The organism is Rhodococcus sp. AG1013 (assembly GCF_003350365.1).
GTDB lineage: Bacteria > Actinomycetota > Actinomycetes > Mycobacteriales > Mycobacteriaceae > Prescottella.
This window is the reverse complement of sequence record NZ_QQAT01000017.1, coordinates 63545-89990: the sequence shown is the minus strand read 5'-3', so window position 1 is coordinate 89990 and position 26446 is coordinate 63545. Positions and strand designations below refer to the sequence as shown.

Annotated in this window: 25 protein-coding genes; 14 read left to right on the top strand and 11 right to left on the bottom strand. The window is 68.7% G+C overall.

What is annotated here, in order from left to right; genetic code table 11:
- Positions 1 to 14 precede the first annotated feature (14 nt).
- From DEU38_RS19730 to DEU38_RS19720, 3 genes are all read right to left on the bottom strand, one after another.
- Entirely contained in the window at positions 15 to 209 is a 195-nt protein-coding gene (locus DEU38_RS19730) for a ubiquitin-like protein Pup (protein ID WP_114723093.1), read from the bottom strand.
- Positions 210 to 339: 130 nt separating this feature from the next.
- A complete protein-coding gene (gene dop / locus DEU38_RS19725) occupies positions 340 to 1839 on the bottom strand; it encodes a depupylase/deamidase Dop (protein WP_114723092.1) in 1500 nt (499 codons plus the stop codon).
- A gap of 50 nt (positions 1840 to 1889) precedes the next feature.
- The gene (locus DEU38_RS19720) at positions 1890 to 2273 is read right to left on the bottom strand and encodes a nitroreductase family deazaflavin-dependent oxidoreductase (protein ID WP_181818862.1); all 384 of its coding nucleotides are present in this window, start codon (positions 2271 to 2273) and stop codon (positions 1890 to 1892) included.
- Between the two features lie 186 nt (positions 2274 to 2459).
- Between DEU38_RS19720 and DEU38_RS19715 the strand changes: the two genes are divergently transcribed.
- The 5 genes from DEU38_RS19715 to DEU38_RS19695 all read left to right on the top strand — a co-directional run bounded on the left by DEU38_RS19715 (position 2460) and on the right by DEU38_RS19695 (position 6192).
- Positions 2460 to 3101, top strand: a complete 642-nt coding sequence (locus DEU38_RS19715) for a dihydrofolate reductase family protein (RefSeq protein ID WP_114723090.1) — start codon at positions 2460 to 2462, stop codon at positions 3099 to 3101.
- 517 nt (positions 3102 to 3618) lie between these two features.
- Positions 3619 to 3741 carry a hypothetical protein gene (locus tag DEU38_RS19710; protein WP_258558026.1) on the top strand — a complete coding sequence of 41 codons (123 nt, stop codon included), beginning with the start codon at positions 3619 to 3621 and terminating at the stop codon, positions 3739 to 3741.
- Between the two features lie 49 nt (positions 3742 to 3790).
- On the top strand, positions 3791 to 4456 hold the full coding sequence (locus tag DEU38_RS19705; RefSeq protein ID WP_181818861.1) for a HEAT repeat domain-containing protein: 666 nt from the start codon (positions 3791 to 3793) through the stop codon (positions 4454 to 4456).
- A 12-nt stretch (positions 4457 to 4468) separates the two neighbouring features.
- On the top strand, positions 4469 to 5488 hold the full coding sequence (locus DEU38_RS19700; protein WP_114723089.1) for a MerR family transcriptional regulator: 1020 nt from the start codon (positions 4469 to 4471) through the stop codon (positions 5486 to 5488).
- Between the two features lie 185 nt (positions 5489 to 5673).
- Positions 5674 to 6192, top strand: a complete 519-nt coding sequence (locus tag DEU38_RS19695; RefSeq protein ID WP_114723144.1) for an NUDIX domain-containing protein — start codon at positions 5674 to 5676, stop codon at positions 6190 to 6192.
- A gap of 6 nt (positions 6193 to 6198) precedes the next feature.
- On the opposite strand, the gene arc is transcribed toward DEU38_RS19695, so the two are convergent.
- Complete coding sequence (gene arc / locus DEU38_RS19690; RefSeq protein WP_114723088.1) at positions 6199 to 7962, bottom strand: proteasome ATPase; 1764 nt, start codon at positions 7960 to 7962, stop codon at positions 6199 to 6201.
- A gap of 189 nt (positions 7963 to 8151) precedes the next feature.
- Between arc and DEU38_RS19685 the strand changes: the two genes are divergently transcribed.
- A complete protein-coding gene (locus DEU38_RS19685; RefSeq protein WP_114723087.1) occupies positions 8152 to 8646 on the top strand; it encodes a nuclear transport factor 2 family protein in 495 nt (164 codons plus the stop codon).
- A gap of 76 nt (positions 8647 to 8722) precedes the next feature.
- On the opposite strand, the gene DEU38_RS19680 is transcribed toward DEU38_RS19685, so the two are convergent.
- Positions 8723 to 9574 carry a tRNA (adenine-N1)-methyltransferase gene (locus DEU38_RS19680; protein WP_114723086.1) on the bottom strand — a complete coding sequence of 284 codons (852 nt, stop codon included), beginning with the start codon at positions 9572 to 9574 and terminating at the stop codon, positions 8723 to 8725.
- A 66-nt stretch (positions 9575 to 9640) separates the two neighbouring features.
- On the opposite strand from DEU38_RS19680, the gene DEU38_RS19675 reads away from it, so the two are divergent.
- Together DEU38_RS19675 and DEU38_RS19670 are read left to right on the top strand one after the other, a co-directional pair.
- A complete protein-coding gene (locus DEU38_RS19675) occupies positions 9641 to 10546 on the top strand; it encodes a RecB family exonuclease (RefSeq protein WP_181818860.1) in 906 nt (301 codons plus the stop codon).
- The gene (locus DEU38_RS19670) at positions 10539 to 11348 is read left to right on the top strand and encodes a thioesterase family protein (RefSeq protein ID WP_114723084.1); all 810 of its coding nucleotides are present in this window, start codon (positions 10539 to 10541) and stop codon (positions 11346 to 11348) included. The genes DEU38_RS19675 and DEU38_RS19670 overlap by 8 nt, the downstream gene beginning before the upstream one ends.
- A gap of 67 nt (positions 11349 to 11415) precedes the next feature.
- Here DEU38_RS19670 and hisG read toward each other — a convergent pair whose 3' ends face one another.
- The 6 genes from hisG to metH form a co-directional block, all read right to left on the bottom strand.
- Entirely contained in the window at positions 11416 to 12267 is an 852-nt protein-coding gene (hisG, locus tag DEU38_RS19665; RefSeq protein WP_114723083.1) for an ATP phosphoribosyltransferase, read from the bottom strand.
- A 117-nt stretch (positions 12268 to 12384) separates the two neighbouring features.
- On the bottom strand, positions 12385 to 12648 hold the full coding sequence (locus DEU38_RS19660) for a phosphoribosyl-ATP diphosphatase (RefSeq protein ID WP_114723082.1): 264 nt from the start codon (positions 12646 to 12648) through the stop codon (positions 12385 to 12387).
- 39 nt (positions 12649 to 12687) lie between these two features.
- A complete protein-coding gene (locus tag DEU38_RS19655) occupies positions 12688 to 13575 on the bottom strand; it encodes a pseudouridine synthase (RefSeq protein WP_114723081.1) in 888 nt (295 codons plus the stop codon).
- 13 nt (positions 13576 to 13588) lie between these two features.
- On the bottom strand, positions 13589 to 14440 hold the full coding sequence (locus DEU38_RS19650) for a rhodanese-related sulfurtransferase (protein WP_114723080.1): 852 nt from the start codon (positions 14438 to 14440) through the stop codon (positions 13589 to 13591).
- A gap of 2 nt (positions 14441 to 14442) precedes the next feature.
- Complete coding sequence (locus DEU38_RS19645) at positions 14443 to 15141, bottom strand: HAD family phosphatase (RefSeq protein ID WP_114723079.1); 699 nt, start codon at positions 15139 to 15141, stop codon at positions 14443 to 14445.
- The gene (gene metH / locus DEU38_RS19640; RefSeq protein WP_114723078.1) at positions 15134 to 18703 is read right to left on the bottom strand and encodes a methionine synthase; all 3570 of its coding nucleotides are present in this window, start codon (positions 18701 to 18703) and stop codon (positions 15134 to 15136) included. The genes DEU38_RS19645 and metH overlap by 8 nt, the downstream gene beginning before the upstream one ends.
- A gap of 51 nt (positions 18704 to 18754) precedes the next feature.
- Between metH and DEU38_RS19635 the strand changes: the two genes are divergently transcribed.
- From DEU38_RS19635 to DEU38_RS19610, 6 genes are all read left to right on the top strand, one after another.
- Complete coding sequence (locus DEU38_RS19635) at positions 18755 to 19663, top strand: PAC2 family protein (protein WP_114723077.1); 909 nt, start codon at positions 18755 to 18757, stop codon at positions 19661 to 19663.
- Positions 19660 to 20811 (top strand): MFS transporter, encoded by a 1152-nt coding sequence (locus DEU38_RS19630; protein WP_114723076.1) that lies wholly within the window; start codon positions 19660 to 19662, stop codon positions 20809 to 20811. Before DEU38_RS19635 ends, DEU38_RS19630 begins: the two co-directional genes overlap by 4 nt.
- A 482-nt stretch (positions 20812 to 21293) precedes the next feature.
- Positions 21294 to 22145, top strand: coding sequence for a DUF1707 domain-containing protein (locus tag DEU38_RS19625; protein ID WP_114723075.1), 852 nt, complete (start codon positions 21294 to 21296; stop codon positions 22143 to 22145).
- A gap of 254 nt (positions 22146 to 22399) precedes the next feature.
- Complete coding sequence (locus DEU38_RS19620; RefSeq protein ID WP_114723074.1) at positions 22400 to 23467, top strand: hypothetical protein; 1068 nt, start codon at positions 22400 to 22402, stop codon at positions 23465 to 23467.
- A 113-nt stretch (positions 23468 to 23580) separates the two neighbouring features.
- The gene (locus DEU38_RS19615; RefSeq protein ID WP_181818867.1) at positions 23581 to 25029 is read left to right on the top strand and encodes a TIGR02677 family protein; all 1449 of its coding nucleotides are present in this window, start codon (positions 23581 to 23583) and stop codon (positions 25027 to 25029) included.
- Positions 25026 to 26441, top strand: a complete 1416-nt coding sequence (locus DEU38_RS19610; protein WP_114723072.1) for a TIGR02678 family protein — start codon at positions 25026 to 25028, stop codon at positions 26439 to 26441. The genes DEU38_RS19615 and DEU38_RS19610 overlap by 4 nt, the downstream gene beginning before the upstream one ends.
- Positions 26442 to 26446 lie beyond the last annotated feature (5 nt).

The following is a 26446-nucleotide window of genomic DNA, read 5'->3' as shown; positions in this document are numbered from 1 at the left end:
TGCACGATCCGCCCTCACTGGCCGCCCTTCTGGACATAGGCACGCACGAAGTCCTCCGCGTTCTCCTCGAGCACGTCGTCGATCTCGTCGAGCAGATCGTCGGTGTCCTCCGCGAGCTTCTCGCGACGTTCCTGCCCGGCCGCGCCCTCACCGATCGGGGCATCGTCGTCGTCTCCGCCACCAGTGCGCTTGGTCTGCTCCTGGGCCATGGCCACCGACCTCCTCGTTACCGCGGACTCGTCGGAGCACACCTCCGACGGACGTCCTACTCGGACCCTAACCCTACCGATCACCAGTGGCTTCGGGGCTGCAAGCGCGCGGCGCGACTCGCCGGTGTGATCAGTTCGTAAGCTGATCGACCAGCTCAGCGGCCGAATCCACCGAGTCGAGGAGTTCGCCGACATGCGCGCGGCTGCCCCGCAGCGGCTCCAGGGTCGGAATCCGGACCAACGACTCACCGCCGAGGTCGAAGATCACCGAATCCCAGCTCGCTGCCGCTATATCCGCACCGAACCTGCGCAGGCATTCGCCGCGGAAGAAGGCGCGTGTGTCGGTCGGCGGGTTGTGGACCGCGTCCAGCACCTGCTGCTCGCTGACGAGCCGTTCCATCGAGCCGCGCGCCACCAGCCGGTTGTAGAGCCCCTTTTCCAGCCGGACGTCGGAATACTGCAGATCGATCATGTGCAGTCGCGGCGCCGACCACGACAGCCCCTCGCGGTTCCGGAATCCCTCGAGGAGGCGGAGTTTCGCGGGCCAGTCGAGCAGGTGTGCGCATTCCATCGGGTCACGTTCGAGCAGGTCGAGCACCATGGCCCACTTGTCGATGATGTCCGCGACCCGGGGATCGTCGTTGCCCTCGCTGTCCACGAACTTCGCGACGCGATCGAGGTAGATCCGCTGCAGTGCAAGCCCGGTGAGTTCACGACCGTCCGCGAGGGCGACGGTCGCACGCAGGGTCGGGTCGTGGCTGATGTGGTGGACGGCGGTGACCGGGCGCGCGAGCTGCAGATCGGACAGGTCGACGCCGGCCTCGATGAGATCGAGCACAAGCGCGGTGGTACCGACCTTCAGGTACGTCGACATCTCCGCAAGGTTGGCGTCGCCGATGATCACGTGCAGTCGGCGGTACTTGTCGGCGTCGGCGTGCGGCTCGTCGCGCGTGTTGATGATTCCCCGCTTGAGAGTGGTCTCGAGTCCCACTTCGACCTCGATGTAGTCGGCACGCTGCGACAGCTGGAAACCGGCCTCGTCGCCGGACTGCCCGATGCCGACGCGTCCGGAACCGCAGATCACCTGGCGGGAAGCGAAGAACGGGGACAGCCCGGTGATCACGGCGGAGAAGGGGGTCTCGCGGGACATCAGGTAGTTCTCGTGGGTGCCGTACGACGCGCCCTTGCCGTCGACGTTGTTCTTGTACAGCTGCAGGCGCGGGGTCCCCGGAACACTGGACGCGTGCCGTGCGGCCGCCTCCATCACCCGCTCCCCGGCCTTGTCCCAGATCACCGCGTCGATCGGGTCGGTCACCTCGGGCGCCGAGTACTCGGGGTGCGCGTGGTCGACGTACAGGCGCGCCCCGTTGGTGAGGATCATGTTCGCGGCGCCGACCTCGTCCGCGTCGATCACCGGCGCGGGGCCGCTGAGCCGGCCGAGGTCGAACCCGCGGGCATCGCGCAGCGGCGACTCCACTTCGTAGTCCCACCGGGTGCGCTTCGCACGGGGTACCCCCGCGGCCGCCGCATAGGCGAGCACCGCCTGGGTGGAGGTCAGAATCGGGTTCGCCGAAGGCTCGGTGGGCGAAGAGATGCCGTACTCGACCTCGATACCGATGATCCGCTGCATGGCACGAGCCTAGAGCGTTCCGCGCCCCCGCACCCCGAGGACCACGTCGCTCACCGTTCCGTGACCCGGCACTGGAGGTACGTATCGGCACCGATCCTCCGCAGCACCAGAGCGACCGGAGCCGGTGCCCAGCGTGCCCCGCGGTCCACCTCGAGACGCGGCTCGACGAGATGAAGGACGCGGCCGCGCACGGTGATGTCGCACTCCCCCGCCGCCAGGACGTTGCGCGCCCAGTCGCTGTCGGTGCCGTACGTCAACGCGAAGCGGTACCCGTTTCCGATCCGAAACGCGTTGACCGGCGTCCGATAGGTGCGCCCCGACCGTCTACCACGATGGTGCACCACCGCGAACCCGGGCAGATACCCGGCGACACGGACCACCACACGATTGAGTCCGACCCGGTTGGCCCGGGCGAGTGAACGTGGAAGGGGCACGATGCCACCGCCTCTCGTCCATAGCAGCGTATCGCCGGACCGGTCCGACGCGTGGTGCGTTGCCGGATGGACCGCCCGACAACCGGCCTCATCTGATTCAGTAGTCGGAGAGCGTTCGCCCGAGCAGCGGCGATGAGTTTTTCCGGCCCGCGAAGTCTGAACCTCCACAACCATCAGGAGATCCGAGTGGAACAACTACTGAGAGTCCAGAACTTCAACGTTTCGAGCGACGGAATCGCCGCCGGTGAGGACCAGAGCCTCGAATGTCCGTTCGGTCTCGACCCTGGCGAAATGTTCGCCTGGGCGGGCGCCACAGCGAGCTGGCCCATGCGCACCGACCCCGGGGGCAGCCTCGGGCTCGACGACTATTTCACCCGAGACTTTGCACGCAACATCGGTGCCGAAATCATGGGCCGCAACAAATTCAGCCCCCACCGCGGGCCCTGGCACGACCATGAGTGGCGCGGGTGGTGGGGCGACGAGCCGCCGTTCCACACCCCGGTCTTCGTCATGACCCACCACGAGCGGCCTTCCTTCACGCTCGCCGACACCACGTTCCACTTCGTCGACGGTGACCCCGCCACGATTCTCGCGCAGGCGCGCCAGGCGGCGGAGGGCAAGGACGTCCGACTCGGCGGCGGCGTCACCACCATTCGGCAGTTTCTCGACGCCGATCTCGTCGACACCATGCACGTGGCGGTCTCACCGGTGAAATTCGGATCCGGACTGCGACTCTGGGAGTCACCCGATGAGCTCCGCGACCGATTCCACCTGGAGATCGTGCCCAGCCCGAGCGGCGTGACCCACCACCTGTTCTGGCGGAAATGATCTGAGTGGCCGCTCCGGGCTCCGGAGCGGGCTCGCTCGATTCAACGTCATCGACCTGCGATGCAACGGAGATGCAACGGTGGCCATGGGACCGTCTCTCCAGGTGTTCCCACGCGTCGGGGGTGGGATGACCTTCAGCGAAGCGGTGCCCGAGCCCAGTCGGGGTTGGGCTCGGGCACCACTGCGCCGACTTTATCCACCAGCGCCACGATTCGTGGCGACTGTGCTCTGACTCTCAATCAGGACCAATCGTGTGGGGACACACACCGAGCCGGATGGAGCCCTCCGGCGAGTGCCGACCTGAGCCGACTCCCCGCGCATCGCGCGAAACGCGATGCGCTGCAGTCCGACACGGGCTCGATGTCCCGGTCAGCCGGCAACCAGGTCCATGCGCAGGAACTCCCCTGATGCGAGAACGACCAGATATCCGCCTTCGACGGGAAACGCATCGAGCGGCGTGGGGTCCGTGGGGCCGCGTCACGAGCCGGACGTTCGTCGAGTTCCACACGATTTCCAGATGGCAGGACTTACCTATGCAAGGCTGATCCGCCACGCCCTCCAGCCGGGCTACGACCATGCGAGCGAGTTCAGCTACGGACCGGACCTGATTCTGGATGCGCTCGAAGCACGCCGGATGTAGACACTTGACCCTGACACTGTGACAAGGGCTCGAATGGTCGACGAAGGAGGTGGTTGTCGTGAACACAACCAACCATGGTGGGCCGGATGCTCACCTCGTCGAGGCTCTGGCCACAGCCGACCCGTCGAGTCGTCTGCGGGCCGCGTTGTCTGCAGGCACACGCCGCGATCCGCGGCTGACGGAAACTCTCGTCGCCCGGTGTGCCGTGGAACCGGACTTCTTCGTTCGCGACATGCTGACCTGGGCGCTGTGCCGTCTACCGGTCGAGAGCACGGCGCCGAGGCTGCTCGCGGAGCTCGGGTCCGATACCCCGCAGGCCCGCAGCCAGGCGCTGCACACCCTGTCGAAGATCGGGGATCGACGCTCCTGGCCCGCGGTGTCGGCACTCCTGCACGACGAGCACGACGAGGTCGCGCGCAGTGCGTGGAGGGCGGCCGTGGCGCTCGTGCCGTCCGACGCCGAGGGCGAACTCGCGGCCGATCTGGCGACCGGACTCGGACGGGGCGACCGGGACATGCAGCTCAGCCTGAGCCGTGCGCTTGCGGGACTCGGGGACGCCGCCTCACCGGTCCTGGATGCCGCCATGGCGAGTCCCGATCCGCACGTTCGCGCCCATGCCGCGGCCACCGAGCGGCTCCGCCGCGATCCCGACAGCGGGTTCACGCTCTCGGTCGAGATGGCGAAGCGCGTCGCCGTTGCCGGTTCGGACATGTGAGGAGGAGTTGGGTTGTCGATCGGTGAGGTCTCGCGGCGTTCCGGGGTCAGCACACGCATGTTGCGCCACTACGACGCACTGGGACTGGTGACGCCGTCGGACCGCACGTCCGGCGGCTACCGCGAGTACTCCGCCGACGACATCCGGCGCCTCTTCCATGTCGAGAGCCTCCGGACCCTCGGACTGACCTTGGACGAGGTCAGACGCGCACTCGACGAACCCGGTTTCGCGCCGGCCGATCTGGTGGGCGACCTGATCCGGCACACGCGCCAACGGATAGCCGCGGAGGAGGAACTGCTCGCGAAACTCGAGCACGTCGACTCCGCGGCCCCGGCGGAGTGGGACGACGTCCTGCGCACCGTCGCCCTGTTGCGCGCGCTCGAATCGGAGTCCGGGGCCCGACGGCAGCAGGCGATCCTGTCGCAGGACGGGAAGGCGACACTGCCCGTCGAGGCGCTGGTCGAGGCGGCCCTGTCGGAGGACGACCCCAATGTCGCCGGAGCCCTGCAGTGGTCGTTGGCGAGGACCGGCGGCCAGGGCTTGGCGGATCTGGCCGCCGGCCTGGATTCGGAGGTCGTGGACGTCCGGCGCCGTGCAATTTCGGCGATCTCGGCAGTGCGCGCCGCGGAGGCGACCGTGCTTCTGCGGCGCGCACTCGACGATTCGGACGCCACGGTCCGCGAGCGTGCGGCCCTCGCTCTCGGCTCCCGGGGCAGTACCGATTCGATGCCGATCCTCCTCGGCATGGTCTTCGGGGGACGCAGCGATGTCGAGGCTGCGGAGGTTCTGGGCTTGCTGGCGGCGGTCTCTCCCATGGCCGACGATGTCGTCGAGGTCATGCAGGACAAGCTCGACAGCGCGGACGACGCGGCCACTCGGCTGCGGATCACGCAGGCGCTGGCGGAGATTCCCGGCTCGGCGGCACGCCGGGCCCTCGACCGATTGGCCCGCGACACCGACCGGACCATCGCGGCCACCGCGGCAGCGATCGTGCACACGCTGGACCGCAGACGGAGGCACCACCGCTTCTGAACCATCTCTTCACGGACAGGGTTTCGGAACGTGGACGCCTGAGGTCACCGAGTTCCGAGTAGGCCGTGTCGACGTGGCCGCATCGCTCCGGTTTCGATTCGTCGGTCGGGTACACCCGATGACGGTGACGCCTGCAGCCTGATCCGGCGAGCGTGCCGGACGAACTTGGGTGCGACGATGACTTCATGAACGAAGTGGTCTCGGTCTACGACGCGCACGGCACGGTGATCGGTGCCGCGCCACGCACCCGGGTGTACGCCGAGGGGCTCTGGCACGCGAGCGCGGGCGTGCTGCTGCGCTCGCTCGACGGGGAGCGAATCTACGTGCACCGACGCTCGCCGGACAAGGCGGTGTTCGCGGGCATGCACGACTGCCTGGCCGGCGGCGTCGTCGACCCCGGCGAGACCCCGGAGGTCACCGCGCGGCGCGAACTCGCCGAGGAACTCGGCGTCACCGGTGTGGATCTGTCACCCGTTTCCCGGATCGCGTGGGACGGAACGTGGGACGGCGCGCCCCTGCGCTGCCACCTGTTCGCGTTCGAGGCCCGCTACGACGGCCCGATCCACCACCAGCCCAGCGAGATCACCGACGGCTGGTGGTGGAGCGAGCAGACACTGCGCGAACACCTGCAGGACCCGGAGTGGCCGTTCGTGCCGGACACCCGGGACCTGCTGGGCGACTACTTCGATCGAACCGCGTCCTAGACGGTCTTAGAGGTACTGACCGGTGTTGGACTCGGTGTCGATGGCGCGGCTGGCACTGGCGTTCTTGCCCGTGACCAGTGTGCGGATGTAGACGATCCGCTCGCCCTTCTTGCCGGAGATCCGGGCCCAGTCGTCGGGATTGGTGGTGTTCGGCAGGTCCTCGTTCTCGGAGAACTCGTCGACGATCGAATCGAACACGTGCTGCACCCGCAGACCCGGCGACCCCGTCTCGAGCACCGACTTGATCGCGTACTTCTTGGACCGGTCCACAATGTTCTGGATCATGGCGCCGGAGTTGAAGTCCTTGAAGTACAGGACCTCCTTGTCCCCGTTGGCGTACGTGACCTCCAGGAAACGGTTGTCGTCGCTCTCGGCGTACATCCGGTCCACGACCCGCTCGATCATCGCCTTGACGCACGCCGGCCGGTCGCCGTTGAACTCGGCGAGGTCGTCGGCGTGCAGCGGCAGGGTCTCGGTCAGGTACTTCGAGAAGATGTCCTGCGCGGACTCGGCGTCCGGGCGTTCGATCTTGATCTTCACGTCGAGCCGGCCGGGTCGCAGGATCGCGGGGTCGATCATGTCCTCGCGGTTGGATGCACCGATCACGATGACGTTCTCGAGGCCCTCGACGCCGTCGATCTCGCTGAGGAGCTGCGGGACGACGGTGGTCTCGACGTCGGACGACACACCCGATCCGCGGGTCCGGAAGATCGAGTCCATCTCGTCGAAGAACACGATCACCGGGGTGCCCTCGGACGCCTTCTCCCGCGCCCGCTGGAAGATCATCCGGATGTGACGTTCGGTCTCACCGACGAACTTGTTCAGCAGCTCCGGTCCCTTGATGTTGAGGAAGTAGGACTTGGCTTCCTTGCTGTCCTGCCCTCGGGATTCGGCGATCTTCTTCGCGAGGGAGTTCGCGACGGCCTTGGCGATGAGCGTCTTGCCGCAGCCCGGCGGGCCGTACAGCAGGACACCCTTGGGCGGTCGCAGCGCATACTCGTGGAACAGATCCTTGTGCAGGAACGGCAGTTCGACGGCGTCCCGGATCTGCTCGATCTGCCGGCCCAGGCCACCGATGTCGTTGTAGCCGACGTCCGGGACCTCCTCGAGAACGAGATCCTCGACCTCGGCCTTGGGAATGCGCTCGAAGGCGTACCCGGCCTTGGTGTCGACCAGCAGGGAATCGCCCGGCCGCAACCGACGCAACGGGGAATCCGGATCCTTCACGCCGTCCTCGGCGGCGATCTCGGCGAGCGGCGCAGCGAGCCAGACGACCCGCTCCTCGTCCGCGTGACCCACCACCAGTGCGCGTTCTCCGTCGTCGAGAACCTCACGCAGAGCGCAGATCTCACCGACCCGCTCGAACCTGGTGGCCTCGACGATCGTGAGCGCCTCGTTGAGGCGAACGGTCTGCCCCATGTTCAGCGTCTCGGTGTCGACATTGGGTGAACACGTCAGACGCATCTTGCGCCCCGACGTGAACACGTCGACGGTCTGATCGTCGTGGATACCGAGGAGCACGCCGTATCCACTAGGAGGCTGTCCCAGCCGATCCACCTCTTCGCGCAGGGCGATGAGCTGCTGCCGGGCTTCCTTCAGGGTGTCCATCAGTTTGCCGTTGCGGATAGTGAGCGAGTCGACGCGTGACTCCAACTCCCGCAACTGCTCGGGCGACTCCGCGAGTTGCCTACGGAGCGTCGCCGCCTCTGCCCGCAAGGCGTCGAGTTCGCGCACCGCCGCAACCGGGTCCGGATTCTCTGTCGGGTTCATGTGCCGCTCCTCCCAGTCCGATCTATCAACGCTACCGGCACCGGGGGCAAAGCGTGACGCGACACGTGCCCGAGCTTCCTCCCGGACTGCCCGGAATCCCGAGATCCACCCGAACCGACCATGTTAGCCTTACCTTTGTTCCGGCCGGTAACGACCGACCGAGTCCAGAAAACGAAAGGCCCAACCACCGTGATCATCCGCAAATCGCTCGTCGCCGCCGGCGTCCTGGTCGCAGCCCTCGGGATGACGGCGTGCAGCTCCGAAGACTCCTCGGATTCCTCGGACAGCGCCGCTGCCACCAGTTCGGCCACCACGTCGGCCGCCGCGTCGACGACGTCGGCTGCATCCGCCGCGGCCCCGTCCACGGAGGTCCTGCAGGCGCAGCTCACCACGTTCTTCGATCCCAACGCCGCCGCGACCGCGAAGGCCGCGGTGGTCGAGAACGGTGAGCAGCGCGCCGCACTGCTCGAGCAGCTCAATGGTGTTCTCGCCGGTTACCCGCTGACCGCCGAGGTCAAGGAGGTCACCGTCGAGGGCGGCACCGCGACCGCGGTCACCCAGATCGCGGGACCGCACGGCGGGGCGCCGGTGCCCGTGACCTTCACGCAGAAGGACGGCGCGTGGGTGATCTCGGACGCCAGCACCTGCGAGATCCTCGGCATGGGCAAGGTCAGCTGCAGCTGACCTTCGGCGGGCTCCCCGCATTCGCTGAAGGGACCCTTCGTGCGCTGACAGCGCACGAAGGGTCCCTTCAGTCGGTTCAGCCCTTGCTGGGGCGGCGCTGCGGCTTGGGGGTCACGGTGCCCTCCGCGAGGCGGCGGGCGGTGACGAGGAACGCGGTGTGGCCCTGCATCCGGTGTTCCGGACGCACCGCGAGGCCGACGACGTGCCACCCACGCACCATCGATTCCCACGAACGCGGCTCGGTCCAGCACTCCTGCTCACGCATCGCCTCGACGACCTTCGACAGCTGGGTCGTGGTCGCGACGTAGACGACGAGCACGCCGCCGGGAACCAGCGCCTTCGACACGGCGGGCAGCACATCCCACGGGGCCAGCATGTCCAGCACGACGCGGTCGACCTTGCCGTCGACGTCGGCGTCGTACTGCGCGAGGTCGGCGATGGTCAGGTCCCAGTTCTCGGGCCGTCCGCCGAAGAAGGTCTCCACGTTCCGCACGGCGTGCTCGGCGTGATCCTCGCGGACCTCGTACGAGATGACCTTGCCGGTCGGCCCGACGGCCCGCAGCAGCGAACACGTCAGCGCGCCCGAGCCCGCCCCGGCCTCGAGGACCCGGGCGCCCGGGAACACATCGCCCTCGTGCACGATCTGCGCGGCGTCCTTGGGGTAGATCACCTGCGCGCCGCGCGGCATCGACAGCACGTAGTCCGTGAGCAGGGGCCGCAACGCCAGGTACGGCGTGCCGTTGGTGGACGTGACGACGGTGCCCTCGTCGGAGCCGATGAGGTTGTCGTGCAGGATGCCGCCGCGGTGCGTGTGGAACTCCTTGCCCGGTTCCAGGACCACCGTGTACTTCCGGCCCTTGGCATCGGTGAGTTGGACGCGGTCACCGACCTGAAAAGGTCCGCTACGTCCCAGTCCGCCTGATGCCATCTCGCGCCCACTCCATTCGTTCGTCCGGCCGACACCGTGTCAGACCCAGCGCATAGCCTGCCAGGTGTGAGCATCACCGTTCCGACGCCCCCTGCCCCCGACGGCCGCGCGGTCGCGCAGTCGCCGGATCGAGGGGCGGTTCGCAGACCGGCGCTGTCACCGTCGCGGGCGAGCGATTTCAAGCAGTGCCCGCTGCTGTACCGCTTCCGTGCGGTCGACCGCATCCCCGAGGCCCCGTCGAAGGCACAGGTGAGGGGCACCGTGGTGCACGCGGCTCTCGAATCGCTGTTTGCGCTGCCACGCGCCGATCGGGTGCCGGAGCGGGCGCGCGAGCTGGTGGAACCCGCGTGGGAGCGCATCCTCGAGTCGTCGCCCGATCTCGCCGATCTGGTCGGCCCCGCCGAGCGCGGGCAGTTCCTCACGGAGGCACGGCGGCTCGTGTCCGGGTACTACAAGCTCGAGGATCCCACCCGGTTCGATCCCGAGTCGTGTGAGCTCCGGGTGGAGACCGAGCTCGACGACGGTGTCCTGTTGCGCGGGTTCGTCGATCGCATCGACGTGTCACCGACCGGTCTGCTGCGGGTGGTCGACTACAAGACGGGCCGGGCGCCGTGGGAGATGGGCGAGTCCAAGGCGCTGTTCCAGATGAAGTTCTACGCCCTGGTGCTCATGAGGACGCGCGGCATCGTGCCCACGCAACTGCAGCTGCTGTATCTGGGCGACGGTCAGGCGCTGACGTACCAGCCGGAGGAGGACGAGCTGCGCCGCTTCGAGCGGACCCTGTCGGCGATCTGGAGGGCCATCCTCGATTCCGGGGCCACGGGTGACTTCCGCCCCAATCCGGGGCGATTGTGTGATTGGTGCAACCATAAGACGCGTTGCCCCGCCTTCGGAGGAACACCGCCCTCGTATCCGGGCTGGCCGGTTCCGCGGAGGAAAGTTCGGAGTTCGAGGAGACAGTCGAGTGAGTGATCAGGCCTACTACATCCCGTTGGGACGCACCGGAGACGGCGCCGAGCTCTTCGGGTCGACGCCGCTGACGGCGAGCACGTGGGCCGACACGATGCAGCACGGCGCGCCGCCTTCGGCACTGCTCGTGCGGGCACTCGAGCGCTGCGGCGACCGGCCCGACACCCGTCTGACCCGCGTCGTCGTCGAGATCCTGGGACCGATCCCGATCACCGACATCGAGGTCCGCTCGTGGATCGAGCGTCCCGGCAAGCGCGTCGAACTCGTCGTCGCGGAACTGTGGGCGGCGGGACCGGACGGTACGTCCCGCGCCGTCGCACGCGGCACCGGCTGGCGCATGGAGACGGTGGCCACCACCGCCGTCGTGCACACCGCGGACGCTCCCCTGCGCCCGGTGTCGGAGGCGCACGAGGTCGAGCTGGGTGGCCCGTTCTGGGGCACGGGATTCGTCAAGAGCCTGGAGTGGCGCTGGCTCGCCGAGATCGGCTGCGAGGGACCCGGTCAGATGTGGGCGCGCCCGATTCCCGTTCTGGTCGAGGGCGAGTCGCTCACCCCGATCCAGCGGCTGTTCACGGTCGCCGACGTCTCCAACGGTGCCGGCGCCAAGATCGACCCCGCGGAGTGGACATTCCTCAACACCGACCTGACGGTGCACCTGTTCCGCGTCCCCGAGGGTGAGTGGATCGGGCTGTCGTCGGAGACGTCGTACGGGCCCGACGGTGTCGGCATGTGCGCCGGCGTCATCCACGACGAGACCGGTGCGGTCGGCCGCATCAACCAGACCCTGCAGATCCGCGCCCGCTAGACCCGGACACGCCGACGGCGGTGGCTCCCGGAAACGGGGGCCACCGCCGTCGGCGTTCGGAGCAGCGTCAGAAGGCGCGGCAGGACCGGATGTCGGACGCCAGGATCGCCTTCGCGCCGAGGTCGGCCAGCTCGTCCATGACCGCATTGTGAACCTTGCGGGAGACCATCGCACGCACCGCCACCCAGTTCTCGTCGGCGAGCGGCGAGAGGGTGGGCGACTCGAGACCGGGAGTGACCTTGACCGCCTGCTCGAGCACGGCCTTGGGGCAGTCGTAGTCGAGCATCAGGTACTGCTGGGCGAACACGACGCCCTGCACGCGCGCGATCAGCTGGTTACGGGCCTTGTCGTTGCCGTCGGAGCCCTCACGTTCGATCAGGACACCCTCGGAGTCGCACAGCGACTCACCGAACGCGACCAGGTTGTGCTGGCGCAGGGTGCGGCCGGAGCCGACGACGTCGGCGATCGCATCGGCGACACCGAGCTGGATCGAGATCTCCACGGCGCCGTCGAGGCGGATGACGGTGGCGTCGAGGCCGCGGGCGGCGAGGTCGGAGCGCACCAGGTTCGGATACGACGTCGCGATCCGCAGTCCGGCGAGATCCTCGACGGCCCAGTCCTTTCCGGCCGGGGCGGCATAGCGGAAGCTGGAGCGGCCGAAGCCGAGCGCGAGCCGCTCGTGGACGGGTGCGCCCGAATCGAGTGCGAGGTCGCGGCCGGTGATGCCGAGATCGAGTTCACCGGATCCGACATAGATCGCGATGTCCTTGGGACGCAGGAAGAAGAACTCGACGTTGTTGGTGGGATCGAGGACCGTCAGGTCACGCGAATCGGTACGGCGACGGTATCCGGCCTCGGCCAGAATCTGGCTGGCGGATTCCGAGAGCGATCCCTTGTTGGGCACTGCTACGCGCAGCATGTGTGGTGGTCCTTCCGAGAGGATGGGTGCAAGGAGACGAGGCCGAATTCAGAGATGACGACGGCGATCCGTCACAGATGACGACGGCGAGCCGTCACAGATGACGACGGCGATCCGTCACAGATGTCGGTACACGTCTTCGAGCTTCAGACCCTTGCCCACCATCAGGACCTGGACCCAGTAGAGAAGCTGGGAGATTTCTTCGGCGAGGGCTTCGTCGCTCTCGTGTTCGGCGGCGATCCAGACCTCGCCGGCCTCCTCGAGCACCTTCTTGCCCTGCGCATGGACACCAGCGTCCAGCGCAGCAACGGTGCCGGATCCCTCAGGGCGGGAGGCGGCGCGCTCGGTCAGCTCGGCGAACAGGGATTCGAAGGTCTTCACGGGTATTGATTGTCTCACGTGACATCGAACGCCCCGCACTCAGTACTCCAGCGTGCGCCGGCTCTCGAAACGTCTGGGCTCCCCGGTCAGCGGATCGTCGAACTCGAGGCTGCGCGCCAGCAACCGCAGCGGGTCGGTGAAGTCGTTCGGGTCGCGGCGCCGGAACTCGGGATAGAAGTTGTCGCCGACGATCGGAGCGCCCAGCGAGTTGAGGTGCAGGCGTAGTTGGTGGGTGCGGCCGGTGCGCGGCCGCAGCCGGTAGCGCGCGAGGGCGCCGCGACGCTCGCCCAACTCGATCAGTGTCTCGGAGTTGGGCTCCCCCGGCTCCTCGGACGCGGTGAGTTCGCCGTGCACCTTGCGGATTCGGCTGCGCACGGTGCGTGGGAACTCCCCGTCGGCGAGGGCGGGGGCGATGGCCTCGTACGTCTTGCGCACCCGCTGCTTCTCGAACATCTCCTGGTAGGGCCGGCGCAGCGCCGGATCGGCGGTGCACAGCAGGACACCCGCCGTCATCCGGTCCAGCCGGTGCACCGGCACCAGGTCGGGCAGCCCCAGGTCCCGGCGCAGCCGCACCACGACGGTCTCCCGGATGTGCGCGCCGCGCGGGATGGTCGCGAGGAAGTGCGGCTTGTCGACGACGACCAGCCCGGCGTCGCGGTGCAGCACGTCCACCGCGAATGGCACCGGGACCTCGGGCGCCGGCTCACGATAGAAGTACACGAACCGCGTCGGCTGGTACGGGGTCGTGTGGTCGACGACGCGCCCGTGCTCGTCCACCACCTCGCCCGCCCCGAGACGGGTGTCCCAGTCCTCGCCTGGATGCTGCCCGAGCAGGTAGTCGACGACCGTCACCGACGGCTGCCCGGCCGGCATGCGGATCCGGTCGGGTCCGAGACCGTCACGGATCGGGAGCGGCGCGCGTGCCATCGTCAGCGACGTCTCACGCGTCGGGAACGCACGTCTCGCACACGAGCGTCAGCTGACGACCGTTGACGTCCGGGTGGTTGCGGAACCGCGACGTCGGTGCGTCGCAGACCGTGCACTTCCCGAGTGTCACAGCGCGATCGGTGAAGTCGAGGTTCATCCGCTTGTCGAAGACGTACAGCGATCCGTCCCACAGGCCCTCGTCGCCGTAGGCCTCGCCGTAGCGGACGATCCCGCCGTCGAGTTGGTAGACCTCCTCGAAGCCCCGGTTGCGCATCAGCGCCGACAGGACCTCGCAGCGCACGCCGCCCGTGCAGTACGTGACGACCGGCTTGGACTTGAGGTGGTCGTAACGCCCGCTGTCGAGTTCGGCGACGAAGTCGCGGGTGGTCGCGACGTCGGGAACCACCGCGTTGCGGAACCGCCCGATCTCCGCCTCGAACGCGTTGCGGCCGTCGAAGAAGACGACGTCCTCGCCGCGACTGCCGACCAACTCGTGCAGCTCGTTCGGCGACAGATGGGTACCGCCGCCCACGACACCGTCGGCGTCGACCTTCAGTTCGTCGGGCGCCCCGAAGGTGACGATCTCGGGTCGGACCTTCACCGACAGCCGCGGGAAGTCGTCACCGGTGCCGTCGGACCACTTGATGTCGGCGCCGGAGAAAGGCGCATACGACCGGGTGCCGCGCACGTACCGCTTGACGTCGGCGATGTCGCCGCCGACGGTGGCGTTGATCCCGTGCTCCGAGATGAGGATCCGGCCCGTGAGGTTGTTCGACGCGGCGAGCGTGTGCTGCCACAACCGAATCGCCTCCGGGTCGGCGAGCGGCGTGAACCAGTAGAACAGAACGATCTTCGGCGTCGCCACGGCTACCCGATCTCCTGCCGGTGCAGCGCGTGCAGGTCCGACTCGGCGAGCCCCTCGAGGGTGGTCCGGAAGATGCGCCGGGGCGATTCCGGGACCGTCGTGAGCGACGGGATCACCAGGACGGTGCAGCCGGCCGCGTCGGCGGCGGCGGCACCGGTGGGCGAATCCTCCACCGCGAGGCAGTCGGCGGGCTCGACACCCAGCAGCTCGGCCGCTCGCAGGTACGGCGCGGGGTCCGGCTTGCCGGCCGGCACCTCGTCGCCGCACACCGAGTGGTCGAAGTGCCCGCGGCCGAGGGTGTCGAGCGCGAACTCGCACAGTTCCCGGTCGGTGTTGGTGACCAGCGCCGACCCCAGCCCAGCCGACCGGACGGTGCGCAGCGCCTGCTGCGCACCGGGACGCCACGGCAGACCGGCAGCGAACAACTCGCCCATCCGGCTGTACAGCCATGCCTTGGCGTCGGCGAGCGCCTCCGGGTGCGGGTCGAGGTCGAGCGACGCGAACACCGTGGTGAGCGCGTTCAGGCTGGACGCCCCGATGGTCGCGAGCCGGGTCTCCTCCGACATCGGGCCACCGAGGTGCAGCGACAACTCCTTGACCCCGATGTCCCACAGGTTCTCGGACTCGAGCAGTGTGCCGTCCATGTCCCACAGGACCGCCCGCAGGGTCCCGACCGATACCGATCCTGACCGATCAAACATTGAAGTACTTGGCCTCCGGGTGGTGCAGCACGAACGCGTCGGTGGACTGCTCGGGATGCAGCTGGACCTCCTCGGACAGCTCGACGCCGATGCGCTCCGGCTCGAGCATCGCCACGAGCTTGCGGCGGTCCTCGAGGTCGGGGCAGGCGCCGTAGCCGAACGAGTAACGCGCGCCGCGGTATTCGAGCTTGAAGAAGTCCTCGACGTTCGACGGGTCCTGCTCGGCGATGTTGTGTCCGCCCGGCAGGATCAGCTCCTCGCGCACCCGGCGGTGCCAGTACTCGGCGAGCGCCTCGGTGAGCTGGACGCCGATGCCGTGCACCTCGAGGTAGTCGCGGTAGGCGTTGGCCGCGAACAACTCGTTCGCGAAGTCCGCGATGGGCTGGCCCATCGTCACCAGGTTCATCGGCAGCACGTCGACCTGCCCGTCCTTACGCGCGTCCTCACGCGAGCGCACGAAGTCGGCGATGCACAGGAACCGGTCGCGCTGCTGACGTGGGAACGTGAACCGGAAGCGTTCGGGTGCATCGGGGTCGGGCGACTCGAGCACGACCACGTCGTCGCCCTCGGAGACCGCCGGGAAGTACCCGTACACGACCGCGGCATGCGCGAGAACGCCCTCGGCGGTGAGCCGGTCCAGCCAGTAGCGAAGGCGCGGACGCCCCTCGGTCTCGACCAGCTCCTCGTAGGTCGGTCCGTCGCCGGCGCGCTGCCCGCGCAGACCCCACTGGCCGAGGAACAGTGCGCGCTCGTCGAGCAGTCCCGAGTACTCGGACAGCGAGATGCCCTTGACGATCCGGGTGCCCCAGAACGGCGGTACGGGGACCACGATGTCGTCGGCGACGTCGGAACGCTCCGGCACCTCCACCGGAGTCTCGGACGCCTTGCGCTTCTCCGCGATCCGCTTGGAACGCTCGTGGCGCTCCTTGCGCTCGGCCGCTTTCGCCTTGGCCGCCAACGCCTCCGGGCTGTCCGGGGCCGGGCCCTCGCCGCGCTTGACGGCCATGATCGTGTCCATCAGGTGCAGGCCCTCGAACGCGTCACGCGCGTACGACACCTCACCCTCGTACACCTCCGACAGGTCGTTCTCGACGTACGAGCGCGTCAGCGCCGCACCGCCCAGGAGCACCGGGAACTGCTCGGCGACGCCCCTGGTGTTGAGTTCCTCGAGGTTCTCTTTCATCACGACCGTCGACTTCACCAGCAGACCGGACATGCCGATGACGTCGGCGCGCTTGTCGAGGGCGACGTCGAGGATGGTCGCGATCGGCTGCTTGATGCCGATGTTGACGACCTCGTATCCGTTGTTGGACAGGATGATGTCGACGAGGTTCTTGCCGATGTCGTGGACGTCGCCCTTGACGGTGGCGAGCACGATCCGCCCCTTGCCGTCGTCGCCGGTGGACTCCATGTGCGGCTCGAGGTACGCGACGGCCGCCTTCATGACCTCGGCGGACTGCAGCACGAACGGCAGCTGCATCTGGCCGGAGCCGAACAACTCGCCGACGGTCTTCATACCCGAGAGCAGGGTCTCGTTGATGATCTCGAGCGGCGGACGCTCGGTCATCGCGGTGTCGAGGTCGGCCTCGAGGCCGTTGCGCTCACCGTCGACGATCCGACGCTCCAGGCGCTCGAACAGCGGCAGGGCCGCGAGTTCCTCGGCCCGCGACGCACGCGCCGACGCGGCCGAGACGCCCTCGAACAGCTCCATCAGCTTCTGCAGCGGGTCGTATCCCTCGCGGCGACGGTCGTAGACCAGGTCCAGTGCGGTCTCGCGCTGCTCCTCCGGGATCCGCGCCATCGGCAGGATCTTGGACGCGTGCACGATCGCGGTGTCGAGGCCGGCCTCGGTGCACTCGTGCAGGAACACCGAGTTGAGCACCTGGCGCGCGGCCGGATTGAGGCCGAACGAGATGTTGGAGATACCGAGCGTGAAGTGGACGTCGGGGTGCCGCCGCTTGATCTCGCGGATCGCCTCGATGGTCTCGATGCCGTCGCGGCGCACCTCCTCCTGACCGGTGGAGATCGGGAACGTCAGCGCGTCGATGATGATGTCCGACTCCGCCAGACCCCACGTCGTGGTGATGTCCTCGATGAGACGCTCGGCGATGCGGACCTTGTGCTCGGCGGTGCGGGCCTGACCCTCCTCGTCGATCGTCAGCGCGACGACGGCCGCGCCGTGCTCCTTGACGAGCCTCATGATCCGCTGGTAGCGCGAGTTCGGACCGTCGCCGTCCTCGTAGTTGACCGAGTTCACGGCACACCGGCCGCCGAGGTGTTCGAGTCCGGCCTGCAGGACGTTCGGCTCGGTGGAGTCCAGCATGATCGGCAGCGTCGACGCCGTCGCCAACCGGCTCGCGAGAGCGGACATGTCGGCGGCGCCGTCACGGCCCACGTAGTCGACGTTGAGGTCGAGCATGTGCGCGCCGTCGCGCGTCTGGTCCTTCGCGATGTCGAGGCACTTCTGGTAATCCTCGGCGATCATCGCCTCACGGAATGCCTTGGAGCCGTTGGAGTTGGTGCGCTCGCCGATCATCAGGATCGACGCATCCTGGTCGAACGGGACGGCCGCGTACAGCGACGACGTACCGTCCTCCGGCTGCGAACTGCGCTGTGCCTTCTCCACCAGACGGACCGCGTCGGCGACCTGACGGATGTGCTCGGGCGTCGTGCCGCAGCAGCCGCCGACGAACGACAGCCCGAACTCGCTGACGAACCCGGACAGCGCGACGGCCAGTTCCTCTGCCGTGAGTGGGTACTCGGCGCCGTTGGGGCCGAGCTGCGGCAGACCCGCGTTCGGCATCACCGACACCGGCAGCGTCGAGTGCCGCGACAGGTGGCGCAGGTGCTCGCTCATCTCGGCGGGGCCCGTCGCGCAGTTCAGACCGATCATGTCGATCCCGAGCGGCTCGAGCGCGGTCAGGGCCGCGCCGATCTCGCTGCCCAGCAGCATGGTGCCGGTGGTCTCGACGGTGACGTGGGTGATGATCGGGAGGCGGCGGCCGAGCTTCTCCATCGCATGTTGGCTGCCGATGATCGCGGCCTTCACCTGGAGCAGGTCCTGGCAGGTCTCGATCAGGATCGCGTCCGCGCCACCCTCGATCATGCCGAGCGCCGATTCGGCGTACGCGTCGCGCAGCACTGCGAACGGCGCGTGACCGAGGGTGGGCAGCTTGGTGCCCGGCCCCATGGAGCCGAGCACGAATCGGCCCATGCCGTCGCGGCCGGGCCCCATCTCGTCGGCCACTTCACGGGCGATGCGGGTGCCCCGCTCGGAGAGATCGCGAATGCGGTGGGAGATGTCGTAATCGGCGAGGTTCGGCAGATTGCAGCCGAAGGTGTTGGTTTCGACCGCGTCGGCGCCGGCTTCGAAGTACGCGCGATGGATGTCGCGCAGCACGTCGGGGCGAGTCTCGTTCAGAATCTCGTTGCAGCCCTCGAGGCCGAGGAAGTCGTCGAGAGTCAGATCCGCGGCCTGCAACATCGTGCCCATGGCGCCGTCGCCGATGACAACGCGCTGTTTCAGCGCATCAAGCAGGGCAGAGTGGAATGGTGCAGACATGCCGTCCAGAGTAGTGGGCGGCTCGACGGTGGCTGGTCGTAGGCTGGGTAGGTGAGTTCACCCGAGTTCCCCGACACCACCGAATCGGACGATACCGACGCGGACGTGCCGACCCTGCGCGATCCCGTGTTGATCGCCGCGTTCGAAGGCTGGAACGACGCAGGCGACGCCGCGAGCGGCGCCGTCGAGCATCTCGAGCTCACATGGGACGCCAAGCCGCTCGCCGAACTCGACTCCGAGGACTACTACGACTACCAGGTGAACCGGCCTATCATCCGGCAGGTCGACGGGGTCACCCGCGAGATCGTGTGGCCCACCACACAGTTGTCACTGTGCTCCCCTCCGGGCAGCGATCGGGACGTGGTGCTGCTGCGCGGCATCGAGCCGAACATGCGCTGGCGCAGCTTCTGCGACGAGTTGCTCGAGTTCGTCGACGAACTCGGCGTGCACACCGTCGTGATCCTGGGTGCGCTGCTCGCCGACACCCCGCACAGCAGGCCGGTTCCGGTGACGGGCACCGCGCACAGCGTGGAGGCCGCCGAGCACTTCAACCTGGAGCAGACCCGGTACGAGGGACCGACCGGCATCGCCGGGGTCCTGCAGGACGCGTGCGTCAAGGCCGGCGTCCCGGCCGTGTCGTTCTGGGCCGCGGTCCCCCACTACGTGTCCCAGCCGCCCAACCCCAAGGCCACCATCGCGCTGCTGCAGCGCGTCGAGGATGTCCTCGACATCGAGGTCCCGCTCGGTGACCTGCCGAACCAGGCGGAGGACTGGGAGGAGTCGATCTCCGAGATGACCCGCGACGACGAGGAGATCGCCGAGTACGTGCGCACCCTCGAGGAGCGCGGCGACGCGGAGACCAACATCTCCGACGCGATCTCGAAGATCGACGGCGACGCGCTGGCCGCGGAGTTCGAGAAGTACCTGCGCCGTCGCGGCCCCGGCCGCTTCGGGGCGTGACCGGGGAGACCGCCCAGGGATTTCGCACGCGGCTTCAGCTATCCGCGCTGTACGCCGGCGGATTCCTGGGCCCGTTCGGCGGTGGCGTCGTCACGTCGATGCTCCCGGAGATCGGCGACGACCTCGGCGTGGATGCGTCGGCCGCCGCGACGTCGTTGACGGCGTATCTGCTGCCGTTCGCTCTGGTCATGCTGGTTTCGGGCACCCTCGGCTCGCGTTGGGGCCGGATGCGCACCGTCCGCATCGCGTACGGGGTCTATCTCGCGGCATCGGTCGCGTGCTTCGCCGCACCCACGTTGGAGTTGTTCCTCGGCGCCCGCGTCCTGCAGGGCTGCGCCAACGCCTTCACCACGCCCCTGCTGCTGGCGACCCTGGCCGCGATGACACCGCAGAACAGACTCGGCCGCGCCCTCGGTGCATTCGGGGCACTCCAGGCCGCCGGGCAGACGAGCGCACCGCTGATCGGTGGTCTCGCCGCGGAAGCGAACTGGCGCCTGGCCTTCCTCGCGATCGCGGTCGTCGCCGGACTGCTCGGCGCGCTCGGCCTGCCCGACGCCGCCCGGAACATCCCGGCCGACACCGGCGCCCGCCTGCGCGATGCACTGCGCCCGGAGGTGCTGCGCGTCGGCGTCGTCGCGCTCCTCGGGTGGGGAGCGCTCGGCGGTCTGGGGTTCCTCCTGGCATTCCGGGCCGAGGACGTATTCGGCATGAGCCCGGCCGTCCGGGGCCTGCTTCTGACCGGGTTCGGTGTCGCCGGGATCCTGACGGCCCGTCCCGTCGGATTGCTGATCGACCGCATCGGGGCCCGCCGGACGGTCGTCGTCGGCGCCCTCGCCGGCGCCGCATTGGTCGCGACTGCCGGCACCGTCGGCCTGGCGGCCGTCGCCGCCGTCGCGTGGTTCTTCGCGGGCATCGCATCGCAGTTCCTGCTGGTCGGCGTCAACGCCGCCGTCCTCGGTTCCCAGGGCGGGAACCGCGGCGGTGCGGTTTCGGTGGTGCAGTCGCTGCGGTTCTCGGGTGCCGCCCTCGCACCGCTCGCGCTCACGCCCCTGTACGCGGTCCACCCGAGCGCGAGTTTCCTGCTCCCGGCACTCCTGTTGGCCGTCCTGCCGCCCCTGTTGATGCCGCGGACGCCGAGGAGCGACTGACCCCGTCCACCCGCGCTCCCCGTCGTTGATGGCGTGCTCCCAAGTCGGCGTCGATCGCGAAGGACGCGCACACGGGTACGGGTTCCGAAATCCCCACGATTCCGTGCTTCACCGACTTCTACGCCCGGGACCCGCGCTGGGCGCGGCCCCACACACCGGCGGCTGCCGTCCGCCAACCAAACAGCCGTGCCTCACCGAAACCATCTCCGCAGCTGCGTCTTTCGTAAACGACACGCGGCGGTTCGAGTGCTAGCGCCGCCCCACGGCCGGGCCGCCCCCTTCGCTCGGCGCGTCCCGGCCGTCGTGACATTCGGGGCCACTCCCCTGGGCTGCTGGACCGCGCCTCCTGTTTCGTGACGGATCTCAGCCGAATGCGAACCGCCGAGAGGACCACGCCCGCACCAATGTTCGAGTGCGGCGAAGGATCGTTCGACGACGTTGCAGGGGCGCCGCACCGTCACAGCACCCAGTAGAGTCTGGGCGTGCCCGACGCGAGATCTGCCAAGACCCGAGCGCGGGACATCGACCGCGCGCAGACCTGCAGCTTGCTCGACGCCGCATACGCCGACGGTCAGCTCAGCGCCGAGGAGCACGAGTCCCGCACCGCGACGGCGATGCACGCGACGACTCTCGGCGCCCTGAGCGCGCTGACCAAGGACCTGCAAATCCCCGATCATCTCCTCGATGCCGCGACCGCATCCGAGGACCCGGCCGGCCACCCTCACCGCCGTCGCCGCGGCCTTGTTGTCGCTGTGACAGCCGTTGTCGCGATGATCGTGGCTGCCCTCGCCCGCGTGTTGTTCGCTGGGGGCACCGACGCCATCGGCGCCGACACCGCATCTCCCGTGTCGAGCACATCCGACCCGAACCGGGCCGAGCCGATCGACACGCTCACCGCCGACGGCATGCGCGAGTTCCTGCGCCGGTTCGAGCTGAAGTTCGGTGACCTGACCGCCGACGATGTCGATCTGTACAGCAAAGACGCTGTGGTCGCGAGGATGACCCCCCGACAGCCGACCAGCTTGCAGAGGTGGATGTTCACCGGCACCGCCGGGTTCGAGCCGTGGACCCCGCCCTCGATCCGGGATCAGGACCAGGAGACGGTCGATCTCGCTCAGCTCGACGTCGACCGCATCGGCGATCTCATCGAAAACGCCACCAGTCTCGTCCGCCTGCCCAGCGGCCACATCGATCGCGTCGCGATCCGCGCCGACCACTCCCGGCCGGGCGTCACCGAGCCTCGCGTCACGGTGTACGTCGTGGACACCGACGTCGCCAAAGGGAACGTGACAGCGACACTCGCCGGCGAGGTCGTCGACGTCCAGACCGCCTGACAGCCGGGATCGCGTGGCGGGACGTTCCCAGGGATCTCGGTCCCTGGCAGACGATCCCGCAGCGCGGCCGCCTACAGCGTGGCAGGCCGCGGTGGCCGCCCGGGCGTGATCCTCCAGCGGACCGGCACGACCGAGCCCGTGCACTTTCGGATTTTCCCTCGATTCCGTCCCGCACCGATCTCTGTCGCGACACGCGCCCCCGATTCCGCTTTTCTTCCGGTTCCGTTGTGCACAGAGTGACTACTGTTGCGGATGTGACCCTGACGGACGTTGCACCGAACCCGCGGCCCGAACGCAGCATCGACATCTATCGGCGCGCCCTGTCCTGGCTGGAGGCGCAACTCCCCCACGGGTGGACGGTGTCGGCGGACCGCCCCCGCTCCCCCGCCGCACCGAATCGACTGCTGATCACGGCACCGGACGGCGAATCCGTGTCCTACGCGATCACTGCATCCAAGGGCGTCCTGAGCGGTGATGTCGCCCGGATCGCGGCCGAACTCTCCGAGAGCGACCGCGGATTCGTCTGCGCGCACTACCTCTCCGAACCGGTGCGCCGCCAGCTGGACGGCCACGGTCTGTCGTACGCGGACGCCACCGGGAACCTGAACCTGGTCGCGGACCGGCCGGCGATCTGGGTCCGGAACCGCGGCGCCGACGCCGATCCGTGGCGCGGGCCCGGCCGTCCGTCCGGGGTCCTCACCGGCGAGCCGTCCGAGCGGGTGGTTCGAGCGCTCGCCGATCACGTCGGGGAGATCTCGGTGCCCGAACTGATCAAGCTCTCCGGAGCGTCGACGGGGGCGGCCTACCGGGTGGTCGAGGTCCTCTTCGAACGGGAACTGCTCACCCGTCTGCCCCGAGGCCCCATCACCGACGTTCGCTGGCCGCACATGCTCCGCGCGTGGGCCGCCGACCGCAAACCCTGCGCCACCCGAAGTTTCGCCGCCCCGAACGGGCTCGACGAACTACGCGCGCGGCTCGCGTCGGGTAACGGCGACCCTGCCTATGCGGTGACGGGGATCGGCGCCACCGACTATGCGTCGGCATCGGTGCTCGAGCTCTACGCCGACGACGTCGACGCCTTCGCGGCCGCGCTGGACCTGCGCCCGATCACCGGCGGGGCCGACGTCGTGGTCGCGACGCCGTGGTCGGCAGCGGTTTTCGAGCGGATGCAGTATCGCGACGGGCTGCGCTGCGTCGCGCCGAGCCACGCGTACGCCGACCTGGTGGCGGGCCCGTTCCGTCATCCCGACGCCGCGGAGTACCAGCTGACCGCGCTCACCGCGGACGAATCCTGGCGCCGGCCCGTGGGGCGCGGCCGGTGACCGGGGCGGTGTGTTCGCTCGCGACCCGAACGACGCCCTAGGCTGTCACGGTGAGCGATTCAGGTGACCCTCGCACGTCCTCCGGCGGTGATTTCGCCGTGCGCGAGGACCGGCTGCGGCTGTTCTCCTTCACGACCGCGGAGAAACGCGCCGAGTACCTGTGGGTGCTCCGCGCCTTCGACCACGCGCGTGCCAACTACGTCGTCCTGTTGCACGCCGGTGAGGTCGCGGAGATCCTGGGTCGGATCTCCGGCGACGACCCGGCCGCAGCGCTGACATCCACCGAGATCACCCCGCTGCTGGAGCAATTGCACACGTGGGGCGTGCTCGAACGCAGCTACGACGGCAGTCGCGCCTCAACTCTCGCGGAGTACCGGAACCGTCATTTCGTGTACCAGTTCAGTCAGGCCGGCTACCTGGCCTTCCGCGCCGTCGAGGATCTGCTCGGTGCCCGGCTCGAGGATGCGACGCTGTCTCGACTGGCACTGCCGGATCTGCTCGCCGATCTCGACGAGCTCGCCGAAGCCAACCGTCGCGGCGACGGGGATCTCATCTACCGCAAGCTCGCCCGGCTGGACTCCACGCTCACCGACATGGCGGCGCGGGCGGCGCAGTTCTATCTCATGCTCGGCGACCTGGTGCGCACCACCGAGATCACGCCCGAGGCGTTCCTGGCACACAAGGACGCCCTGTTGAGCCACATGCGCGAGTTCAGCTCCGACCTGGCGCGGTACGCACCGAAGCTGCGCGCGGCCATCGAGGCGGTCGAGGCCACCGGCATCGCGTCCCTCATCGCGCGGGCGGCGGCCAGCGACGATCGCGTCTTCCTCTCCCGCGAGGAACGCGAATCCGATTGGAACGCACGCTGGTCGGGCCTGGCCCAGTGGTTCGTCGGGGTGTCGGGTCCCAGCGAGTCGGATCGTCTGAGGGAGGGGACGATGAGCGCGATCGCCGCGGTGTTGTCGCTGTTGCGCCGGGTCACGGAGACCCGCCGGGGCGGCGTGAGCCGCGAGAGTCAGCTGCGGCACCTCGCCGGGTGGTTCGCTGCCACTCCCGACGAGGATTCGGCGCACGCCCTGTTCCAGCTCGTCTTCGACCTCGGACGCCCGCGGCACCTGTCGATGGTGCATCCGGATACCGACATCATTCCCGACTCGCGATCGTGGTGGGACGCGACGCCCGTAGAGATCTCGCGCACGCTCGCCGAGACCGGTCGCGCCGCGCAGCCGGGCATGCCGTCGCGGGTCCAGCGCAACGAGGGCAGCATCCGACGACTTCGCGAGGAACAGTTGGCAGCTCAGCGTGCCCGCGCCGTCGCGGCGTCGTCGCTGGCCGCGTCCGGAGCCTACGACCGGGTCCTCGACGCCGACGAGACCGACGTGCTGCTGAGCCTGCTCAATGCCGCGCTCACCGCGCGAGTGCCGGTCAGTGGCACCGTGCCCAGCTCGACGGGGTCGGAGAACGGTGTCCGGCTCACGCTGCGCCCGCACGGCGAGACGACGGTGGTGCAGACCGTCCGTGGCCGGCTGCATCTCGACGGACTGCAGGTGAGCGTGCAGTGAGGTCTCGTTCCGTCTCGCCGCTGGACCTCGACTCGTACCAGCGGGCCGCCCGGGTGATCCTGTCGAATCACCTGGTGACGCAGACGTATCCCGACCGACTCGCGCTGCCGCTGCTGCGGCGGTGGGCCACCGAACTGCGCGACGACCTGCTCGACCTGTTCGGATATCGGCTCGAGGTCACCGAGACCACCGCCCGCCTGTTCACCGTCGCGGACCGACTCGAATCGGGAATCCCGGCACGCACCGCCAACGACCGGACGTTCGACCGGCACCGCTACGCCTACCTCGCCTTGGCGCTCGCGGCGCTCGGCCGGGCCGGCAACCAGATCACCCTGTCGGAGTTGGCCGACCACGTCGCCGCCGAGGCCGCGCAGGTGCCCGGCGTGACGCTGTCCACCGACCGGGCCGCCGACCGCGACGCGTTCGTCGATGCCGTCGGCTGGCTCGCGGCCCGCGGCGCGATCGTCCTCGCCGACGGCGACGCCGGCGGCTGGGCGTCCAATCCCGATGCGGGCGAGGCTCTCTACGACATCGACCGGTCGGTCGTGGTCGCCTTGTTCCGTCCGCCCCGCGCACTCCAGCACCTGACCTCGGTCCGGACGTTGCTCTCGGGTGAGAAGGCACCGCAGGACGACGACCTGATCGGCCTGCGCACCGGAGATCCCCGCGAGACCGCACGGCGGATGCGACGGGCCCTCGTCGAGCGGCCGGTGGTGTACGCGGACGAACTGACCGACGACGAGCGACTGCAGCTCGCGCTGCCCCGCACCGCCGCCGATGTCGAGGAGCTGACCGGACTGGTCGCCGAACGCCGGGCCGAGGGGATCGCGATGATCGACCCGTCGGGCCGCATGTCCGACATCCGGTTCCCGAGCACCGGCACCGTCTCCCAGGTCGCGCTGCTGCTCGCCGGCGAGATGGCCGATCGGGTCCTCGACCTCGACGCGCCCGGTCTCCCGCGCCGCCCGCTGCCCGAGTCGAACCAGCGCGAGGTGATCGCCCGACTCGACGCGGCCATTCCGAGCGCGGGAATCTTCGAGGAGCTCGCCGAGCACATCGATCCTGCCGACCACGACGACGACACCGACGAGGGCGATCGACCCGAGCCGGCGTTGTACTCGATGCTGGACGACGCCTGGATCGCGGCGGCCGTCGACGAGTTGGTGCTGCGCTTCGGGCGCACCTTCGCGGCGCAGTGGCAGGCCGATCGGCAAGGATTGAAGCGCAATGCGATCGCACTGCTCCATCGCCTGCAGTTGATCCGGGTGGTCGACGGTGGTGTCCTGGTGCTGCCGACGATCGCGCGGTTCCGCGGCGTCGTGGTCAGCATCCGGGACCGCACCGCCCAGTCCGAGCTGTTCGACGATCCCGTTCCCAGCGAATCCCACGAGAACGCACCCGTAGAGAAGTAGAGGCA

What these genes read in the sequence shown, in the direction of transcription:
- DEU38_RS19730 (WP_114723093.1), bottom strand. Translation starts at nt 209, where the DNA reads ATGGCCCAGGAGCAGACCAAGCGCACTGGTGGCGGAGACGACGACGAT.
- dop (WP_114723092.1), bottom strand. Translation starts at nt 1,839, where the DNA reads ATGCAGCGGATCATCGGTATCGAGGTCGAGTACGGCATCTCTTCGCCC.
- DEU38_RS19710 (WP_258558026.1), top strand. Translation starts at nt 3,619, where the DNA reads ATGGCAGGACTTACCTATGCAAGGCTGATCCGCCACGCCCTCCAGCCG.
- DEU38_RS19695 (WP_114723144.1), top strand. Translation starts at nt 5,674, where the DNA reads ATGAACGAAGTGGTCTCGGTCTACGACGCGCACGGCACGGTGATCGGT.
- arc (WP_114723088.1), bottom strand. Translation starts at nt 7,962, where the DNA reads ATGAACCCGACAGAGAATCCGGACCCGGTTGCGGCGGTGCGCGAACTC.
- DEU38_RS19680 (WP_114723086.1), bottom strand. Translation starts at nt 9,574, where the DNA reads ATGGCATCAGGCGGACTGGGACGTAGCGGACCTTTTCAGGTCGGTGAC.
- hisG (WP_114723083.1), bottom strand. Translation starts at nt 12,267, where the DNA reads ATGCTGCGCGTAGCAGTGCCCAACAAGGGATCGCTCTCGGAATCCGCC.
- DEU38_RS19655 (WP_114723081.1), bottom strand. Translation starts at nt 13,575, where the DNA reads ATGGCACGCGCGCCGCTCCCGATCCGTGACGGTCTCGGACCCGACCGG.
- DEU38_RS19645 (WP_114723079.1), bottom strand. Translation starts at nt 15,141, where the DNA reads ATGTTTGATCGGTCAGGATCGGTATCGGTCGGGACCCTGCGGGCGGTC.
- metH (WP_114723078.1), bottom strand. Translation starts at nt 18,703, where the DNA reads ATGTCTGCACCATTCCACTCTGCCCTGCTTGATGCGCTGAAACAGCGC.